At 74.2% G+C, this 15,437-nt stretch carries 9 protein-coding genes; 6 read left to right on the top strand and 3 right to left on the bottom strand.

The annotated features are described in order from the left end of the window. The first annotated feature begins 4 nt into the window (after positions 1-4). From WMF44_RS01850 to WMF44_RS01835, 4 genes are all read left to right on the top strand, one after another. Positions 5-1,033, top strand: a complete 1,029-nt coding sequence (locus tag WMF44_RS01850) for a phosphatase PAP2 family protein (protein WP_437297404.1) — start codon at positions 5-7, stop codon at positions 1,031-1,033. 2 nt (positions 1,034-1,035) lie between these two features. Continuing rightward, the gene (locus tag WMF44_RS01845; protein ID WP_437297403.1) at positions 1,036-1,929 is read left to right on the top strand and encodes a hypothetical protein; all 894 of its coding nucleotides are present in this window, start codon (positions 1,036-1,038) and stop codon (positions 1,927-1,929) included. A 38-nt stretch (positions 1,930-1,967) separates the two neighbouring features. Beyond that, a complete protein-coding gene (locus tag WMF44_RS01840) occupies positions 1,968-2,666 on the top strand; it encodes a thioredoxin family protein (RefSeq protein ID WP_437297402.1) in 699 nt (232 codons plus the stop codon). 440 nt (positions 2,667-3,106) lie between these two features. Continuing rightward, on the top strand, positions 3,107-6,427 hold the full coding sequence (locus WMF44_RS01835; protein WP_437297401.1) for a protein kinase domain-containing protein: 3,321 nt from the start codon (positions 3,107-3,109) through the stop codon (positions 6,425-6,427). Positions 6,428-6,448: 21 nt separating this feature from the next. On the opposite strand, the gene WMF44_RS01830 is transcribed toward WMF44_RS01835, so the two are convergent. The 3 genes from WMF44_RS01830 to WMF44_RS01820 are packed head-to-tail and all read right to left on the bottom strand — an operon-like array spanning position 6,449 to position 9,398. Further along, the gene (locus tag WMF44_RS01830; protein WP_437297400.1) at positions 6,449-6,970 is read right to left on the bottom strand and encodes a J domain-containing protein; all 522 of its coding nucleotides are present in this window, start codon (positions 6,968-6,970) and stop codon (positions 6,449-6,451) included. Positions 6,971-6,983: 13 nt separating this feature from the next. Further along, entirely contained in the window at positions 6,984-8,204 is a 1,221-nt protein-coding gene (locus tag WMF44_RS01825; protein WP_437297399.1) for a GNAT family N-acetyltransferase, read from the bottom strand. A 42-nt stretch (positions 8,205-8,246) separates the two neighbouring features. Next, positions 8,247-9,398 carry an alpha/beta fold hydrolase gene (locus WMF44_RS01820; RefSeq protein ID WP_437297398.1) on the bottom strand — a complete coding sequence of 384 codons (1,152 nt, stop codon included), beginning with the start codon at positions 9,396-9,398 and terminating at the stop codon, positions 8,247-8,249. A gap of 321 nt (positions 9,399-9,719) precedes the next feature. Here WMF44_RS01820 and WMF44_RS01815 point away from each other — a divergent pair, with 321 nt between their 5' ends. Then, the gene (locus WMF44_RS01815) at positions 9,720-10,649 is read left to right on the top strand and encodes a hypothetical protein (RefSeq protein ID WP_437297397.1); all 930 of its coding nucleotides are present in this window, start codon (positions 9,720-9,722) and stop codon (positions 10,647-10,649) included. Between the two features lie 12 nt (positions 10,650-10,661). Beyond that, on the top strand, positions 10,662-15,401 hold the full coding sequence (locus tag WMF44_RS01810) for a sigma 54-interacting transcriptional regulator (protein WP_437297396.1): 4,740 nt from the start codon (positions 10,662-10,664) through the stop codon (positions 15,399-15,401). Positions 15,402-15,437 lie beyond the last annotated feature (36 nt).

Here is a 15,437-nt window from a genome sequence, read left to right as displayed (position 1 = left end):
CTCCTTGAGGTGCGCCGCGCCCCTCCGGTTCGCCTCCAGCGCGCTCGCCGTGACGGCGCTGCTCGGCGCTGCAGCGGCGCGCGCCGAGCCGCCTGCAGCGGCGGGAGCCGAGCCGCTCGCGGCGCCGTCCGGCGCGGCGATACGCGGAGCCGGCGACACAACCGCCCTCCGTTCCGGGGCGGCGCTGCCGGGCGCGCCGCGCCGGGCCGCGCCGGAGGCTCTCTCTCGCGCGCGGCCCGAGGTCGCGTGGGATCCGGCCTGGCCGCGCTTCCGCGTGAGCGAGTATGTGGCCACGGGGCTCCTGGCCGCGACCGCGTTTGGCACGCTCGCCATCCCGCCGTCGGAGGGCCGGTGGACGACCGTGAACGGCTTCGACGGCTCGGCGCGCGACGCCCTGCGCATCCGCAGCGATCGCCAGCGCGAGATGGCGCGGGACGCGAGCGATCTCCTGCTCACGCTGATGACCAACCACCTCGCGGTGGACGCGCTGCTCGTGACCTGGTGGGGGCACGGCCGCGGCAGCGTCGCCTGGGAGATCGCGATGATCGACGTCGAGGCGCTCGCGCTGAACGCGGCCCTGAACGGCGTCGTCGCGGGGCTCACGAGCCGCGAGCGCCCCTACCGCGCCGGGTGCGCCGTGCCGGAGGAGCAGCAGGACCGCGACTGCCGGGGGAGCAAGCGGTACAGGAGCTTCTTCAGCGGCCACAGCTCGACCGCCTTCACGGCGGCGGGGCTCGTGTGCTCGCACCACGCGCGCCTGCCCCTGTACGGCGGCGGCGCCCCCGACGCGCTCGCGTGCGCCGCGTCGCTCGGGACGGCGGCGGCCGTGGCGACGCTCCGGGTCGTCTCCGACCAGCACTTCGCGACCGACGCGCTCACGGGCGCGGCGGTCGGCGCCCTGACCGGCCTCGGGCTCCCGTGGCTCCTGCACTACCGCGGCGGCGCCCCCGCCTCGGACGCGCCGCGCGGGGACGGCATCACGCTCGGCTTCGCGCCCGCGCCGCTCGGCGGGTACCTGGTGGGCAGGTTCTAGCGATGGCGCTCCGCCGCGCGCTGGCCGCCGCCGCGACGCTCGCCGCCCTCACCCTGCTGCCCGCCGGGGCCGGCGCCCAGGATCCGGCCGACCTGCCGTCGCCCGCCGGCGAGCCGCCGCCGGTGCCCTCGGGCATCGACCTCCTGCAGAAGCGCTCTTACTGGGCGCGGAGCGCCGCCGCGCGCCCGTTCGTCTCCGCGCTGATGGATCTCGGCGTGATCTACTTCAGGCCGAGCCTCGCGCTCGGCGTGGGCAAGCCGCACTGGTCCTGGCTCGGGATCGAGGCCTACGCGAGCGTTTCGCCGAGCGGCGGCGCGGAGTACCTGGGCCTCCGCGCCGCGCTGCCCAGCGTCGAGATCCGCGGCGGCGCGCGGTACGCCTTCTCGACGACCCAGTACTTCCTCGAGCCTCGGGCGTCGTACACGCGCAGGGACACCGAGCTCATGCAGGGCCCCCCGTCGCGGTACGTCGCGGCGGAGCTCGAGGTGTCGGGCTCGATACCCTTGCTCGGAGGCAGCCTGTTCGGCGTCGCGACCGGCTATGCGGTGCTGGGGACGCCGGAGGGGTTCTTCCTTTACGAGGAGGCGCTCCACGCGGTGATGAAGCCGCCGTACCTCTACCGGGCCCGGCTCGGCTACATGGCGGAGATGGACCGGTTCGGCGAGCTCCGCCTGGGCGCCGCCGCCGAGGTGCTCGGCAACCCTGGCCGCGACAGCGTCGTCATGCGGCTCGGCCCCGTGCTGGCCGTGTCGTTGACGCACCACCTGGACGCGGTGGGGACGGTGATGGTGGTGGCCGCGACGCCCGATCGGCTCGGCCTGCTGGGCGCGGATCTCGGCCAGCTCGGCCTTCGATACCGGTGGGCGACCGGCGATCGCTGGCCGGAGTTCCCGTGACGCATGCGCCTGCCGCGACGCGTGGTAAGCGTCTCCGTATGAACAAGCTCATCTCCCTGACGTTCCTCGCCGCGGCCCTCGCGGCGTGCACCCAGCCCGGCGAGGCGAGCGCGCCCGCGGCCGCCGGCGCCGCCGCGCCGCAGCCCGCCAAGGCCGACGCCCCGAAGGCGAAGGCCGCGGGCGCGCCGGCGGCTCAGGCGGCCCAGGCCAAGATCGGCCAGCCCGCGCCCGATTTCACGCTGCCGGACCTCGACGGCAAGCCCGTCAAGCTGGCCGATCACAAGGGCAAGACGGTCGTCCTCGAGTGGTTCAACCCCGGTTGCCCGTTCGTGCAGCTCGCGCACCGAAAGGGCGGCCTGAAGGACGTGCCGGCGCAGCAGGCCCAGAAGGGGGTCGTGTGGCTCGCCATCAACTCCGGCGCTCCGGGCAAGCAGGGCGCCGCCAAGGAAGAGAACGTGAAGGCAAAGGGCGAGTTCGGGATGAGCTACCCGGTCCTCATCGACGAGAAGGGCGATGTGGGGCGCGCGTACGGCGCCCAGCGCACACCGCACATGGTCGTCATCGATCCCCAGGGCACGGTCGTCTACGCGGGCGCCATCGACAGCACGAAGGGCGGTGAGCCCGAGCCGGGCGAGCAGGTCACGAACTACGTCGATGTCGCGCTGACCGAGCTCGCCGCCGGCAAGGCGATCTCCACGAAAGAGACCGAGGCGTTCGGCTGCACCGTCAAGTACTGACCAGCCCGCCAGCGGGCCCATGAGCAGCGGAGCAGCTGAACCCACCTCGGCATCATGTCGCGCGCCCCACAAATAGCGTCGCGGACGGCGTCCCGCACCTCGCTGCTCTCTCGTTGGATCGTTCAATGGCGCTGTCGTCGGCGCGGCGCTGAACGTCGCTGACCGTCGCTCACCGTCGCGCCCGCCGTCCTTCCCGCCCCACGCCCATCGCCGCGTCGAGCGCATCGCACCCTGGCCCCCTCACGGCGACAGGCCCAGTCCGGGGTGTTGACATGGACGTAAACTCAGGTTTACCGTTGGGTGACAGTTCTGGCATATCGCTCGTAGCTCACGCCTGAAGCGAGGCGCTCACTGGCACGCGGCCGGGCGGTCCGGGATGATGGCGATTCGAGGCCATGCGCTGGGGGGCTCCACCTTCGCTGTTGAAAAGGGTCCGAGTCATGAGCCGAATGGGAGGAGCGGGCCCGGAGAGTGTGAACGCCGCGTGGTCGGCGAGCGAGGAGCCCACGTCCCGCCCCGTCTCGATCGCGCCCCAGAGCAGGCCGCCCCGCTCCGCCCCGCCGGGGAGCTCGGGCGCCGCGCAGGAGACGGTGTTCCAGTGCGTCGAGCCGCCCTCGTCGCGCGTGCCGAGCAGGTTTCCCATCCGCAACTGGGATCGGTATGAGTGCGAGTCGCTCATCGGGAAAGGGGGAATGGGCACGGTCTACAAGGCCAGGGACCCGCGACTCCACAGGTACGTGGCGCTCAAGCTGATACGGGGCAACGATCCGGAGCTCGCCCAGCGCTTCATCTGGGAAGCGCGGGCCCAGGCCCGGGTCGAGCACCCGAACATCTGCAAGGTGTACGAGGTGGGCGAGGCGCAGGGCCAGCCGTTCATCGCCATGCAGTACATCGACGGCCAGCCGCTCCACCGGGTGGCGCAGCAGCTGTCCCTCGAGCAGCGGGTGAAGATCGTGGCCGACGTCGCGGACGGCCTGCACGCCGCCCACCGGCTCGGGCTGATCCACCGCGACATCAAGCCGGCGAACATCCTGGTGGAGCGGACCGCCGAGGGCGCCTTCCGCCCCTACCTCCTCGATTTCGGGCTCGCGAGGGACACCGCGGCGGACGCCCGGGCGACGGCGAGCGGCGAGGGGACGCCGGCGTACATGGCGCCCGAGCAGGTGTCCGGGGGCCAGCGCCAGCTCGACCGCCGCACGGACGTCTACTGCCTCGGCTCCACGCTCTACGAGGTCCTCGCCGGGCGCCCGCCGTTCGTCGACCCCTCGGTGACGAGCCTCATCGCCCGCGTGGCGCGCGAGCTGCCGGCGCCGGTGCGCAAGATCGACAAGCGGATCCCCGTCGATCTCGAGACCATCGTGATGAAGTGCCTCGAGAAGGAGCCGCAGCGGCGGTACGACTCCGCGAAGATGCTCGCGCTCGATCTCGAGCGCTACCTCGAGGGGGAGCCGATCGACGCGCGGCCGATGGGCATCGGCTACCGCGCCCTGAAGCGCGCCAGGAAGCACAGGCTCGCGGTCGCGGCGGCCGCCGTCGCGCTCGTCGTGCTCGCGCTCTCGGGCGCCGTCGCCCTCCGCGCGAAGCTCGCCGCCGCGCGTCAGGCCGAGCTCGCCGCGCGCGTGGCGTCCCTGGCCGAGGGCTTCGGTCAGGACGTCAAGGAGATGGAGCTGTTCATGCGCTACGCCTACGCGCTCCCCCTCCACGAGGTGTCGCGGGAGAAGGACGTCATCCGGGCGCGCCTGGGCGAGATCGACCGGAAGATGCAGGGCATGCGCGAGACGACGGGCGATCTCGTCGAGGGCCCTGGCCGCTACGCGCTCGGGCGCGGGCACCTCGCGCTGCACGAGCCCGAGGAGGCGCTCGCGCACCTCGAGGCGGCGCTCGCGAGCGGGTACGCCGCGCGGGACGCGAAATTCGCGGCGGGCCTCGTGCACGGCATGCTCTACCTGAAGGGGCTCGATCGGGCGCGGCGCCTCGCCGACAAGGGGGAGCGGTCCGCGCACCAGCTCGAGCTCGAGGAGCGGCACAAGCAGCCGGCGCTCAGGTACCTGAGGGACAGCGTGAGATCGGCCGCGGAGCCGCCGTCGTACGCCGTGGCGCTCATCGCGCTCTACGAGGGGCGGTTCGACGAGGCGCTCGCCGACGCGCGGCTGGCGTTCGCGCGATCGCCCTGGGAATACGAGGCGAAGAAGCTCGAGGGCGACATCCTGCTCGCGAAGGGCACGGCGGCGCGCGACCTCGGGGAGCACGCGGCGGCGCTCGTCGAGTTCTGGGGCGCCGTCGCCTCGTACGAGGCCGCGGCGGAGATGGCCGAGAGCGATCCCGACGTCCACGAGGCGGCCGCGCGCGCCCTGAGCGAGATCATGCTGATCGAGGCGCAGCGCGGCGGAGACGCGGAGGAGGTCGTCGCGCAGATCATCGCCCGGTGCGACAAGGCGCTCCGGGCGAGCCCGGGGGCGAGCGGCGCGCTCGCCAAGAAGGCCTGGGCGCTCGTGCACCGCGGAAGGCGCGCCCTGTCGCGCGGCTCGGACCCGAGGTCGGACCTCGTCGAGGCGGTCGCGGCCAGCGAGCAAGCGGCCCAGGGCGACCCGTCGGACGCGACCGCGCACGGCGCGATGGGGGCGAGCTTCTTCCTCCTCGCGTCGCACGAGAGCGCCGTGGGGCTCGACGCGTGGCCCTCGCTCGGCCGCGCGGTCGACAGCGCGCAGCGGTCGCTCGCGCTCGACCCGAACTCCTTCTGGGCGTGGAACGACGCCGCCATCGCCTACGGCATGATGGCCGAGTACGCCGCGTCCCGCGGCGCCGATCCCCTCCCCCTCTTCGAGATCGGCGCGTCGTACGCCGAGCGGGCGATCGAGATCGCGCCGAACGACATGCCGCCGCTCCTCAACCAGGGCTGGCTCTACGCGCGGCGCGCGCAGTACGAGCTCGACCACGGGGCGTCGCCCGAGGAGTCGCTCGACGTGGCCAAGGACAGCCTCGAGGCGGCCCTGCGGCGGCGCCCAGACAGCTACCGCGCCTACAACAACCTGGCCCTGACCTACCTGATCCAGGGCCGGCACGAGCGGCTCACCGGCGGGAGCGCGGAGCTCTCGCTCGCGCGGTCGATCGAGGCGTACGGCGCGGCGGCGCGCCTCAACCCGGACGATCTCGAGGCGAAGCAGGGTGCGGGCCTCGCGCGCATCGAGGCGGCGCACGGGGCGCTGCTCCGGGGGGAAGATCCGACGGCCGCGCTCCGCGCGGCGAGGGGCGCGATCGAGCCCATCGTGGCCGCGAGGGCGCAGCACGCGGGGGCGCTCCTCGCGCTCGGGAACATCGAGCTGCTCTCGGCGCGGTGGGCCGCGTCGCGCGGCGGGAGCCCTGCGGCGGCGCTCGACGCCGCGGAGCGCTCGCTGCTCCGCGCCCTCGAGGCGAACGGGGACAATCCGAGGATCTTCGGCAGCCTGGCCGAGGTCCACCGGCAGCGCGCCGCCCTGACCGGGCCGGGGCTCCTCGACGTGCGCTCGGAGGTCGAGGCGGGGCTCGCGCTGATCGAGCGCACGCTGGCCATCGACCCGGGCTTCCCGCTTGGGCGCGCCAGGAAGGGCGCGCTGCTCCTCCTGAGGGCGAAGGCGGAGCGCGAGCGCGCGGCGCGCCTGGATCTGGCCCAGCGCGCCGGGGCCTCGCTCGACGAGGCGCTCCGCGGCAACCCGCTGCTCGCGCGCGAGTACGCGCCGCTCCTCGACGAGGCGCGGAAGGTCGCCGCGGCGAGCCACCCTTAGCCCCGGATCCCCGCAGCGGCGCTACCTGCGTCTAGGCCGCGACAGCCTGGCCATCGCCTCGTCGTGGGCCCACTTGACGCGCATGAACTCGCCGGCGTCGCCGCCGCGATCGGGGTGCGTGACGAGCGCGAGCCGGCGGAACGCCTGGCGGATCTCGTCCGCGCTCGCGGCCTCCGCCACGCCGAGCACCGCGAACGGCGACGCGCCACGCGCGGACGCAGGCCGCGACGGCGCGCGGCGCGACGGTCCGGGTGGCGGCGGCGGGGGCGCCTCCCGCCGCGCGCGCGGCTTGGGCCACGGGGGCTCGCCGCGCAGGACGCGCGTCCAGGCCGTCGCCCACGCCGGCGCGATCTCGACGAGCGGGCGCCCGGCCGCGCGCTCGGCCTGCGCCCGCGCCTCCTCGACGGTCCGCGCGCCGCCCTGGCTCGCGTCCGGAGGGCGGAACGGATCGCGCGCCGGCTCGGCCGTCCACCAGGCGGCCCACAGGAAGCGGCGGCGGCGGGTCGGGGTCACCGCGTAGACGCCGCGTAGCGGGAGCGTCATCGGGGCCTGGCCTTCAGAAGATCTCGGGGCACCACGGGGCGCGCGCCGCGCGGAACAGGCTGTCCGCGCGCTCGATGGCGCCTCCGGAGAGCGCCTCGACCTGGCCCGCGTCGGCCATGCAACGGAACGAGACGCCGCCGAGGTACGCCGAGCCGAGCGCCGTGATGTCGAGGCGGAGGTCCGGCGCCGCCGTGGTCCGCGCCGCGCGCCGCTCGCCCCCGTCGAGCCGGAACCGGCCCGCGTTCGAGGGGCAATCGCGGTCGGTGATCTCGAGCGTGAGCGCCTCGCCGCTGCCGTAGGCGCGCGCCGCGAGCGCGGCCTCGACGTCCACGATGCGCACCCACAGCCCGTCGCTCGCCGTGAGGCGCAGCCGCCGCGGCTCGACGAGGAGCATGCCGAGGGGATGATCGGGCGGCAGCAGGCTCGCCTCGATCCGCTGCGCCAGGTCGATGTCGAAGAGGTACCGCCAGACGAGCCTCGTCCCGAGCGGCGAGGCGCCGATCGCCTCGATGACGCGGACGGAGCCGATCGGGATCGAGGACGCGTCAAACCGGTGATGCACGCAGTACAGCGCGTAGGCCTCGGCGCGCCCGTCGACCTCGATCACGACGCGCTGGAGCGGGCCGCCCCCGTGGCGGATGAAGTCGTTGTCGCAGAGCCGCCGGCCCCGCCACCACGCCTCCGAGCGCGCCAGCATCCCGGGGACGAGCGGGCGGGCGCGCTCCCAGACCGGCGCGAACGCCTCGAGCGCCTCGGCTTCGCCGAGCAGCCGCGCCCGGCCCTCCGCGCTCGCCTCCCCGCGGAACGCGCTGCGATCGCGCTCGATCGAGATCGAGCACGCCTGCGACGCGAGGCCGTAGCCGAAGCGGCCGTAGATGGAGCCCTCCGTGGCCCAGAGAGCGGAGATCGGCTGCCCCGCGGCCCGCGCCTCGTCGAGGTGCCGCCGGATGAGGCGCGTGAGGATGCCGCGGCGGCGGTGCGTCGGCATGACCGCGACCGCCGTGAGCCCGGCGACCGGGAGGGCGCCGCCCGGCGTGGTCATCGTGAGCGAGAACGTGCCTGCGGCCCCGACGAGCGACTCGCCGTCATACGCGCCGAGCCGCAACGTGAGCTCCTGGAGCCGCTTCATCGCCTCCTGGCGCTCGGGGTTCACGAGCGCGCCGAAGGCGGTGAGGATCGGATGGGCGAACTCGTCGTACCGCTCGATGCCCAGCTGCCGCAGCTCGATGGTCATCCGCCTACGATAGCAGCCGCGCCGGCGCCCTCGCGCGGCGTCCTACGCGCTCAGCTGGTCGCGCTCCCTCGCCGCCGCCCGCCGGATGCGCGTCTTCAGCCAGGCCTCGATGAGCGGCCACACCGTGAGCGGCGCGTCCCGGCCGACGACGATGTCGAGGTGGCCGCGCGGGAACGCGCGGTACGTCTTGTCCGAGGAGCGGCTGAAATCGTACGCGGGCTTCACCGACGCCGGCGGCGCGAGGTCGTCGTGCGTGCCCGCGATGACCAGGAGCGGCAGGTCGAGCTGCTCGAAGCGCTCGGCGTAGCCGAAGAGGCTCCCCATGTGGTGGCCGCTCTTCCTGGACGCCGCCGCGTCCAGGAACATGTTCCGGAGCACCGTGATGCTGCCGCTGTCCATCGCCAGCGACATGTGCTGCGTGAGCACCCGCGTCTCCATCGAGCCGGGCACGAACCCCCGGATCGGCAGCGGAAAGATCGGGCTCTCGACGAACGCCCGCACGAACCGGAACGGCTCGCCCCACGCCGACAGCGGGAGCGCCCCCTGCCCGAGGGGGACGCGCCGGTCGACCGTCAGCATCAGCCGGCCGAGCAGCGCGAGCGACCGCGACCCGTGCGTGAACAGGTACGGGCTCCCGAGCGTGACGATCCCGCCGACCGCGTCCCCCATCGTCGGCGCCGTCGCGTAGCCGACGAGCCCCCCGAGCGAGTGGCCGATCAGGTACACGGGCCGCGGCCCCGAGATGCGCCGGATCTCCTCGATCGCCGCCGGCACGTCCTCGCGGACGAAATCGGTCACGTGGGCCGGCCGCCGCGCCCCGAGGTGCCGCGACCGGCCGTGCCCCCGCAGGTCCAGGTTGAAGACGTCGAAGCCCGCGCGCGCCAGGTAGTTCGAGAAGCTGCGCGACGGCAGGTGCCAGATGTACCGGTTCTGGCCGTACCCGTGGACCAGCAGCACGCTCGCCACCGTGCCCCGGAGCCGCGCGCTCCGCTTGCGGATCATCGCCAGCGGCACGTCCCGCTCCACCGACTCCGCGTCCTCCACCCCCGGCGCGCGCGCCCCCTCGATCCCGCGGCTCGCCGGCGGGGACTCGTGCGCGGTGCTGCGGACCCGCACCACCACGAGCTCCTTGATGAACCTGTCCCGCTCGTCGCGGTCGATCGTCTGCTCGACCTGGGCCTGATGCAGGATCATCCTTTCCGTCTATTGCGGATTATTTTGCTGTGTGCAACCTCGTTTGGTCCGCCAGCAATGCCGCCGCCGGGGGGCCCTGCCGCGCCAACAACGCACGGTCACCGACGGCGATCACGGGCAGGCGCGCTCTGGCGCGCGGTCGTGGAAAAAGCTCCGCCGTGGGCGGTCCGCGGGCGTCACACGGCGCTGCGTCTCGTGTACCCTCCCCTCGCTGGAGCCCGGTCCACCGGGGCGCGCGGAGAGCCCGATGCAGGCCTCGGCGCGCCCGTTCCGTGGGCGCGGAGCCCGGCCCTGAACTTACGCATCGCTAGGTGACCTACAATGTACCACGTGAAGATGGGTCGGCAGCTCGCGGTCGGGGTGCACGCAAGGGCCGCCGCGCTCGCCGCATTGCTCGGCGCCGTGTGCTTCTCGTCGAGCGCCGGCGCGCAGCCCAAGGACGACGCCGAAGGCAAGCTGGACGACTCCCCCGCCGCCGAGAAGCAGGCCACGGACGAGAAGGCGCAGGACGACAAGGCGCCTGGCGAGAAGGGCGAGCCGCAGGAAGCGCCGCCCGAGGCCGCGGATGAGAACGCCCCGTTCGAGCGGGAGGGCAAGACCTATCGGTTCGCCGGGCTCCGGTTCCGGAACCTCATCGTGCCGAAGGCGATGATCAACCTCTTCGCGGACGGCGGGTCGAGCGTGAACGTGTTCACCTTCGGCCCGGAGCTCTCGACGCGCAGGGATGGGCTCGAGATCGATCTGGCGATCTCCTACGCGGACTACTCGATGGATCCCTTCCTCTTCAAGGGGAAGAACGACGGCGACGACGCCTGGGAGATGGTGTCGAGCACCATGAAGCTCGTCTACTTCACGACCGATCTCCTCTACGAGATCCCGCTCGACAAGGAGAAGGGCCGCTTCTCCCTGCTGATCGGCGGCGGCGTCGGGCTCGGCGTCGTCTTCGGCGACCTCTACCGCGCGCAGGCGTACCCGAACAACCCGTCGCGCCTCGACCCCGACGACGTGGGCTCGTGGAGCAAGTGCCCCGGCCCGATCGGCGGCTTCTGCGACGGCTCCAACGAGCATTTCGGCGACTACGACGAGCCGAGCTGGATCAACGGAGGCTCCAAGCCGTCGGTGTTCCCGTGGATCTCGTTCCCGCAGCTCAGCTTCCGGTACAAGCCGATCAAGCAGCTCCAGACGCGGCTCGACGCCGGCTTCTCCATCACAGGGTTGTTCTTCGGGCTGTCCGCGGGATATGGCCTCTGATCGAGGGATGAGGTGACGTCGCGTCCGCTGTTTCCGCCGCGTTATGAGCCGATCGGGGCCCTCGGAAAGGGCGGTGGTGGCGAGGTGTGGGCGGTGCGAGACCGCCTCACCGGCAAGACGGCCGCGCTGAAGACGCTCGGCGAGGAGGCGGACGAGCCCGAGGTGCTCGCGCTCGTCCGCGAGGCGGCGGCGCTGTCGGGCGTCGAGGGCCTCGGCGTGCCGCGCGTGCTGCGCTTCGGCCGGCTGCCCGCGTCAGGGCGGCCCTTCATGGTGCGCGAGCTCGTCGAGGGGGCGAGCCTCGCCGATCTGCTCGCGCGCAAGCACGATCTGGCCAGGAACCTCGCGGCCATCGCCGACGCGGCCGATCAGCTGACGCGGCTGCACCGCGCGCTCCTGCTGCACGGCGACGTGAAGCCCGCGAACATCATCGTCGGCGAGGGCGGCCGCGCCACCCTCGTCGACCTCGGCCTCGCCGCGCCGTTCCGGGACGACGGCTCGCGGCCCGTGGGCCTCACGCCCCGCTACGCCGCGCCGGAGCTCTTCAAGGGCGACCCGCTCACCGTCCGCGCCGAGGTGTTCGCGCTCGGCGCGACGCTCGCCGAGGCCCTCCGCGACAGCGGGGGCGAGCGCGACCCGAAGGTCGTCGAGGCGCTCCAGGGGGTCGTCGACCGGGCGACCGCCAAGGACCCGAACGCGCGCTACCCGAGCGCCGACGAGCTCTCGAACGCGCTCCGGCGCGCGGCGCGGCTCCCCTCCGGGCCGGGCGAGGAGGCCGCGAGGCCGGGCGAGGCGGGCGCGCGGCCCGACGCGGACGCGGGCGCCGTGGTCTGGCCCATCGTCGGGCTGGACGCGCCCTCCACGCGGCTGCTGGCGCAGATCATGGCGCTGCCCGCGGGCGGCGGGCTCTCGATCGAGGGCCCGCGCGCCTCCGGGCGGAGCGCGCTGCTCCGGCGCATCGCGTGGTCGCTCGAGGTGGGCGGCTACGCCGTCGCGTGGGTCGAGGCGGCCCGCGTGGCAGACCCGCGCGAGGCGCTCTCGATCGAGCTGTCGGAGCACGATCTCGGCCGGGTGACGGCGCTCGTCGACGACGCCGATCGGCTCGGCGACGCGGCGATCGAGCGGCTCGACGAGGTGCGGAAGGCCGGCGGCAAGCTCGTGCTCGTGCTCGGGGATCCATCGGAGAGCGGCGCGAACCGGGGGCCAGGCGCACCGCGCGGCGCGCGCGGTGCGCGCGGTGTGCCTGCTGACGACGCGCCTTCACCCGCGCGCCTGGGCCGCGGGTTCGAGCGCTTCGAGATGGCGCCGCTCGACGAGCAGGTCGCCCGCGAGCTCGTGCAGCGCACCATCCCGTCGCTGAGCGACGCGGTGGCGGCGCACGTCGTCTCGCGCGCGGGGCGGTGGCCCGGGCGCATCCGCGAGATCGTCGCGTGCATCGCGCGCGCGCCCGTCGCGTCGACCGAGGACGTCGATCGGCTGCTCGACGCGCCCCCGACGAGCGCGGTGGCGTCCGGGCCGGGCGGCGCGGGCGCCGAGGGGGCGGCGCTGCCGCCGGCGGAGATCCACCGGCTGCTCGACCGCGGCCACTTCGACGCGGCCGCGGAGGCGCTCGGGCGGCACGAGGGCGACGGCTCGGCCGCCGCGGTGCCCGCCTTGACGCTCGCGCGCGCGCGGCTCGCCATGAACCGCGGCGACACGGCGCGGGCGCTCGCCGAGCTCGGGCGCGTGAAGGACCAGGTCGAGGCCTCGGACGATCACGCGCTGGCGGCGTTCTGGTCGCTGCAGATGGCCCGCGCGCTCGTGCGCGCCGGCGACTACGGCGAGGCGGAGCGCCGCGCGGGCGAGGCCGTGGAGCGGGTGGGCCCGCTCAAGATCGAGGCGCAGCTGACCGGCGCGTCGCGCCCCGAGCTCGCGACGGCCGCCGCGTTCGGCGCCTCGCCCGAGGCGATCGTCGCCGAGGCGGTGGCGACGCGCGGGCTCGCGCAGAGCTTCGCCTCGCGGCACGAGGACGCGAAGCGCACGCTGGAGCACGCGGTCCGGCTCGCGCGGCTCACGGGAGAGCCGCGGATCCTGTCGGTCGCGCTCGTGTCGCTCGCCTTCGCGCTCCAGCGGGACGACCGCCTCAGCGAGGCGAAGGCGGTCTACGAGGAGGCGCTCACGGCCGCCGAGCAGGCCGGCGACGCGGGCACGCTCGCGACGACCCGCCTGAACCTCGCCGCGCTCACGAAGCTCCAGGGCGACCTCGGCGCGGCCATCCGCCACCTCGAGGCCGCCGTCGATCTGGGCCGGCGCTCCGGCCGCGTGGCGACGATCCGCCAGGCGCTCCTCAACCTCGCGAACCTCGACCTCTACCTCGGGCGCCTCGCGCGGGCCCGGGTGTCGCTCGACGCGCTCGCCGCCCAGCGCGCGGATCTCGCGCCGCAGCAGCAGGCGCAGCTGCTCGCGCTCGAGGCGGAGCACGCGGCGCGCTCGGGCGATCTCGAGCAGGCCGAGCGGCTCTGCCTCGAGTGCGCCGAGGCGTACGAGGCCATGGGCCGGCGCATCGACGGGGTCGAGGCGCGGCTCGAGCGCGTGCTCTTCGCGGTGGCGCGCGCCGGCGCGGATCCGCGCGCCCTCGGCGAGGAGATCGACGTGGCGTCGGAGCGCCTCGGGACGACCGGCGCCCACCGCGCCCTGCTCGCGCTCGCGCGCGGCCGCGTCGCGGCGGTCGCGCGCGACGAGTGGCGGGCCCGGGCGGCGTACGACGAGGCGCTCGACGCGGCGCGCGCCGCGGGCCAGCGCGACTGGATCTGGCGCGCGCTGGAGGCGCGGGCGCAGCTCGAGACGGAGCGGGGGCACCTCATCCGGGCGCGCCACGACCGCGAGGAGGCGCTGATCACGCTGGAGGAGATCGCCTCGAAGCTGCCGCGCGACCTCCGGGAGGTGTTCTGGAACGACTCCCGGCGCAAGGAGATCCGGGCGGCCGCGATGCTCGAGCTGATGAGCAGCCGCACGGTGCCGTTCACCCAGCAGAGCGCGACGGCTCAGGCGGGCGCGGCGCCCCCGCAGGGCGAGGACCGGCTGGCGCGGGTCCTCGAGATCAACCGCGAGATCGCCGGCGAGCACGATCTCACGCGCCTGCTGGCGAAGGTGACCGATCATGCGATCGCGCTCCTCCAGGCGGAGCGCGGGTTCATCATCCTGCAGCGCCCGCCGCGCGACGAGCTGCAGCAGGTCGCGGGCGAAGGCGCGGTCGATCTCTCGATCCACGCCTCGCGCGACCAGGCCGGGGACGACCCGCACGCGCGCTTCTCCAGCTCGATCGCCGAGCGGGTGATCTCCACGGGCGAGCCGGTCGTGACCGCGAGCGCGCGGGACGACGCGCGCATGAGCGATTACGTCTCGGTGCACCAGCTCATGCTGCAGTCGGTCGCGTGTGTGCCGATCCGGCAGCGGAGCGGGCAGGTGATCGGCGCGCTGTACCTGGAGACCCGGCTGAGCGCGGCGGCGAAGTTCGAGGTGGAGCTCCCGACGCTGAGCGCGCTGGCCGATCAGGTCGCGATCGCGATCGAGACGGCGCGCCTCGTGAGCGAGAACGAGCGCCGCGCCCGCGAGCTCGAGCGCGCGAACGAGGAGCTGCGCGCGGCGCGCGCCAAGCTGGAGGAGCTCCTCGGCCACCGCACCGCGCAGCTGGCCGCGACGCGGCGGGATCTGCGCTCGGCGCGCGCGGTGATCCGCGGCCATTTCGGCTACGAGGGCCTGGTCGGCACGAGCGAGGCGATGCGCCGCGTGTACGCGCTCATCGACCGGGTGAAGGACACGGACATCCCGATCCTGATCACGGGCGAGAGCGGGACGGGCAAGGAGGTCGTCGCGCGGACGATCCACAACGCGAGCCCGCGGGCGAAGAAGCCGTTCGTCGGCGTCAACTGCGGCGCGATCCCGGAGCACCTGCTGGAGAGCGAGCTCTTCGGGCACGTCCGCGGCGCGTTCACGGGCGCCGATCGCGACCGGAAGGGGCTCTTCCGGGAGGTGACCGGCGGCACCATCCTGCTCGACGAGATCGGGGAGATGCCGCAGAAGATGCAGGCGGGGCTCTTGCGTGTGCTGCAGGAGAAGGTCGTCCGTCCGGTCGGCGGCGCGCGGGAGGAGCCGGTCGACGCGCGGGTCATCGCGGCGACGCACCGGGATCTCGCCGACATGGTCTCGAGGGGCACGTTCCGCGAGGATCTCTATTACCGGCTGCACGTCGTCGAGGTGCGGGTGCCGTCGCTGCGCCAGCGGATCGAGGACATCCCGCTGCTCATCGACTACTTCCTCGGGATCTTCGCCGCGCGCTACGGCCGCGATCGCCGCAGCGTGTCCCGCGCCGCGCTGAAGCGGCTGTCGGCGTACACCTGGCCCGGGAACGTGCGGCAGCTCGAGAACGTGCTGCTCAACGCGTGGGTCCTGTCGGATCGCCCCGAGCTGGAGAGCGAGGACTTCGAGCTCCCCGACGCGGCGCCTCGGTCGCTGCGGGGCTCGCTCGACGGCGGCGCCGCGCCCCCGCTGCGGGCGCCCGCTGGCGGCGGGGCGCCCGCGAGCGCGGGCCGGGCTCCGCCGTCGAGCGACCCGCACCGCGTCGAGACGTCGCTGGATGCGCACAAGGCGAGCGAGCGGGAGCGGATCCTTGTCGCGCTCTCGAGCTGTAACTGGAACCGGGTGAAGGCGGCGCAGGTCGTGGGCCTGCCGCGCCGGACGTTCTACCGGCGCCTCAAGGAGTACGGGATCCAGTGATGCGGGGGCCGCGCTCGGCGTGGGGCGCGGGACCGG

It is taken from the genome of Sorangium sp. So ce426 (genome assembly GCF_051475585.1).
GTDB lineage: Bacteria > Myxococcota_A > Polyangia > Polyangiales > Polyangiaceae > Sorangium > Sorangium cellulosum_B.
The sequence above is the reverse complement of the archived record's forward strand: the minus strand, read 5'-3'. Positions and strand labels throughout refer to the sequence as shown.